This window comes from Lacticaseibacillus thailandensis DSM 22698 = JCM 13996 (genome assembly GCF_001436135.1).
Taxonomy (GTDB): Bacteria; Bacillota; Bacilli; order Lactobacillales; family Lactobacillaceae; genus Lacticaseibacillus; species Lacticaseibacillus thailandensis.
In genome coordinates, this window is the sequence record NZ_AYZK01000015.1 from 1 (window position 1) to 4,392 (window position 4,392).

Sequence of the window (4,392 nt, forward strand, 5' to 3'; positions counted from 1 at the left end):
GTCGTTGGCGTCGTTGGCGTCGTGCTCCCGCCAGTGTCCGGTGCGCTCACCGCGGTGTACGTAACCGTGACCGTGGTGTCGCCGTCAGCCAAATCAGGGGTCGCCGCCGCCACCGTCGTCACGTCAGCCGTATAACCAGCCAAAGCCGGTGTGGTGACCGCCGCGTAACCCGTGGCGGTCGTCACCGTCCGCGCACCCGTGACGCTATCCGTCACGATGGTGAACTGCGCCGTCTGCGTAACTGCGGCTGGCGCCGTCGCGGTACCACCATCAACCACGTAGTCAATGGTCCGTGTCGTCGCCGCCGTGCTGGTGGTCATGTGGTGTACCAGGTGCACGGTGAGATTATCGGTATCGTCCTGAGTCAAGGTGTAAGCCAACGTTGTGGCTTGCCCGTTGGCCAGATCGTAACCAGCTGGTGCCGTCGCGGTATAGGTGCCACTTTGGTCCGTGGTCCCTGCGACCCGCTGGACGGCAACCGTCGCGCCGGTACTATCGTCAACGTACGTCACCCGCAGTGTAGCTGCGTTTGGTGCGTACGTAACGGTAGCCGTCGTGTTGGTCAGGTCGGCGGTCGTCGTTGCACCGAGTTCTGCCGCTGCAACGTTGCCACTAGCCGTGTAACCCTCAACTGCTGGGGAAGTGACCGCCGCGTAGCCATCCGTAGCCGTAGCCACACTGCCGCCAGTCACGAGGTCCGTGACCGTCCGCCAGTGAGCAACCTGGGTCACATCAGCTGGCGCTTTAGTCGTATCGCCGTTAGCCACAACGTAGTGAATGGTCCGCGTCGTGGTAGCGGACCCGTACTGCATCGCGTGCGTCAGGTGCACCGTCACGTCATCGCTATCGTCGTTGGTAAAGCGGTAGTTGACGGCGCGGCTTTGGCCATCCGCCAAACTGTAGTTAGCCGGAACGGTAACCGTGTAAACACCAGTGCCATCCATCACGCCGTCCAGCGTCGTGGTGCTCACGTCGCACCCGTCACGTCATCAACATAACGTACGTGCAACTGCTCCGGGTTGGCGGTATAGTGTACCGTCACGCTGGTATCACCCGCCGTGTAGTCAGGAGTAGCCGCCGCCACCTGTGTCTGGTCCGCCGTGTAGCCGGCCAACGCTGGCGTAACGACCGCGCCATAGGTACCGTCAGTCGTGGCGGTCGTCAGGCCGGTTACATCATCGGTTGTCGTCCCGTAAATTGCGGTCTGCGTCACACTTGCTGGTGCAGGTGCGCCACCGCCATCAACCACGTAGTTAATGGTGCGCGTCGTCGTCGCGGTGCCCGCCGTCATGTGGTGGGTCAGGTGAACGGTGATGTTGTCGCTGTCGTCGGTAGCAAAGGTGTAGTTAACGCTACGACTTTGCCCTTCTACCAACTGGTAACCGCCCGGTACGGTGACCGTGTAGGTACCCTGGCCATCAACCGTGCCCTGTAAGCTCTGCGTCTCAACGGTTTGTCCGTTCTCCGCATCATCCACGTAGGTGACCGTAATGTTAGCGTCATCCGGCGTGTAGGTCACGGTCGTCGTGGTGTCAGCCAACGCGTCCGCGGCAACCGGACCCATTACCTGGGCGTCCGTGTCGTGATCCGCCGTGTAGCCAGCCACCGTTGGTGCGGTAACCGCGCCATACGCGTCTTGAGCCGTTGCGTAACTGGTGCCGGTGACGGCATCCGTGGTGACGTTCCAAGTAATTGTCTGCGTCTGATCAGCCGGTGCCTTCGTCGTGTCACCACCCGCGATGACGTAGTGGATCGTCCGGGTCGTCGTGGCCGTGCTGTGGTTGACCGCGTGGGTCAAGTGAATCGTAATATCGTTATCAGTATTTGGTGCAAAGGTGTAGTTAACACTGCTGCTTTGCCCATCTGCTAGTTCGTAATTAGCTGGAACCGTGACCGTGTAGGTGCCGGTACCGTCGGTGGTACCAGTCAACGTCGTGCTGCTCAACGTAGCACCCGTCACGTCATCGACGTAGGTAACGTTGAGGCTGGCCGCATCCGCCGTGTAGTGCACGGTGGTGTTGGTATTCGCCAACTGGTCCGCGGCAACCGCGCCTAACGTGCCGGCCGCGACGTTGCCACTAGCCGTGTAACCAGCCACCGCTGGTGAATCAACCGCGGCGTAGTAACCGGTAGCCGTCGCGACGCTGGTGCCAGTTACGGCATCAGTGGCGACGTTCCAAGTAGCGGTCTGCGTAACGACCTGCGGTGCCTTAGCAGTATCACCATTATCCATGACGTACGTGATGGTCCGCGTCGTCGTGGCGGTGCTCCGGTCAATCGCGTGGGTCAGGTGTACCGTCAGGTCATCGTTACCGTCATTGGTAAAGGTGTAAGCCAGCTCCGCGGCCTGACCGTCTGCCAAAGCGTAGTGGTCGGGTACGGACACGGTGTATTGGCCCTGCCCATCGACTTTGCCGTGCAGGGTAGCGCTAGCGACCTGCTCACCGGTGACGTCATCCACGTAGTGCACAGTCAGCGCCGCGTCGTCTGCGTGGTACGTGACGGTCGTTGTGGTGTTAGCTAAGCGGCTCGTCGCGGTTGGTGCCATCACGGCAGCAGCCACGTTACCATCAGCCGTATAGCCGGCGACAGTTGGTGCGGTGACCGCTGCGTAGGCCTCAGTTGGAGTGGCAAAGCTGGTGCCCGTTACTTCATCGGTCGTCACGTTCCAAGCCATCGTCTGCGTCGTTGGTGCTGGCGCCTTGGACTGGTCGCCGTCCGCGATGACGTAGTTGACCGTCCGCGTAGTTGTGGTCGTCGTGTGCGCAATAGCGTGTGTCAGGTGGACCGTGATGTCATCGGTACCGTCGTTAGTCAGCTGGTAACTAACGATCTCTGCCTGCCCATTAGCTAACGTGTAACCTTGCGGCACGGTGACCGTGTAGTCGCCCGTGGCATCCATTACGCCATTAACAACCGCACTAGTAACCTGTTCGCCTGTAACGTCATCAACGTAGTGGACCGTCAGTGCTTCCTGGTCAGGCGTGTAGTTAATCGTCGTGGTGGTGGCATCCGTTGGGTCGGTGGTAATCGTGCCCAGCGTGACCGCCGCGGCATCGCCATCAGCCGTGTAGCCGTTAAGTGCCGGTGAGGTCACGGCCGCAAAATCGCTCTGCGGCGTGGCCACAATAGCGCCAGTTACGGCGTCAGTAGCAACGGACCAGTTGACCGTCTGCGTCACGCTCGCTGGTACTTGCGTAGCGGCGTGGTTAGTGGCCGCATCCTGACCGTTGATCGTGTAGTTAACGGTCCGCGTGGTCGTGGCCGTCGTGTAGTTGATGGCGTGGTTCAGGTGCACCGTCACGTCATCAGTGTCGTCAGTGGTCAGCGTGTAGGCAACGCTTGCTGCCTGTCCGCTAGCCAAAACGTACCCGGTCGGCGACTGGACGGTGTAAGTACCCATACCGTCCACAACGCCGTCCACCGTGGCACTAGCGACCTGCTCGCCCGTGTTGTCATCAACATAATGTACCGTCAAAGTAGCCGGGTTAGCCGTGTAGGTTATCGTCACGTCGGCGGCATTCGTCGGCGTCGTGGTCGTGGCCGCGACCGCTGCAAGTGCGGCGTTACCGTTAGCGGTGTAACCATGTACGGTCGGCGACTGCACCGCGGCGTACTCACCTACCGGTACGAATTGCTGTTGGCCGGTAACTTCATCGGTCAGTACGTCCCAGGTCAGTGTCTGCGTCACGCTATCGGCCGCCTGCTGGTTAGAGCCAGCAAAGACGTAGTTAACCGTCCGCGTAGTTGTGGTGGTGGTGTGATCAATGGCGTGCGTCAGGTGCACGGTAATGTCATCAGTATCATCGGTGGCAAAGGTGTAGTCAACGCTAGCCGCTTGCCCGTCAGCCAAAACATAGTGTGCTGGTGCCGTGACCTTGTACGTCCCGGTACCATCAACCGTGCCGGTTAAGGTAGTACTACCAACCTGCTCACCGGTACCGTCATCCACGTAATGCACGGTCAGGGCCGCATCATCGGTGTGGTACGTGATCGTCGCGGTCGTGTTGGCCAACCGACTGGTCAAAGTTGGTGCTGGTACTTCAGCGGCAACCGTGTTGTCGGCGGTGTAACCCTCAACTGCTGGGCCGGTAACTGCCAAGTAGGCGCCCGCAGGACTAGCATAGCTAGTACCTGTGACCTCATCCGTAGTGACGTTCCAGCTCATCGTCTGCGTCGTTGGTGCTGGCGCTTTGGTACTGTCACCATCCGTGATGACGTAATTAATTGTCCGTGTAGTCGTAGTCGACGTGTGGTCAATTGCGTGCGTCAAATGAATCGTAACGTCGTCGGTATCGTCATCAGTAAACGTGTAGTTGGTGCTTGCAGCTTGGCCTGCGGCCAGCTCGTAGTGCGCTGGAACCTCAGCAGTGTAACTGCCAGTTTCGTCCA

2 protein-coding genes are annotated in these 4,392 nt (G+C 59.9%); both read right to left on the minus strand.

Annotated features, from left to right (window positions below):
* Positions 1 to 971: mucin-binding protein (locus FD19_RS09425; RefSeq protein ID WP_420836035.1), on the minus strand; the 971-nt coding region annotated here is incomplete at its 3' end.
* Positions 968 to 4,392 (minus strand): mucin-binding protein (locus FD19_RS09795; protein ID WP_162259468.1); only part of this gene is annotated, 3,425 nt, incomplete at its 5' end. The genes FD19_RS09795 and FD19_RS09425, both read right to left, overlap by 4 nt.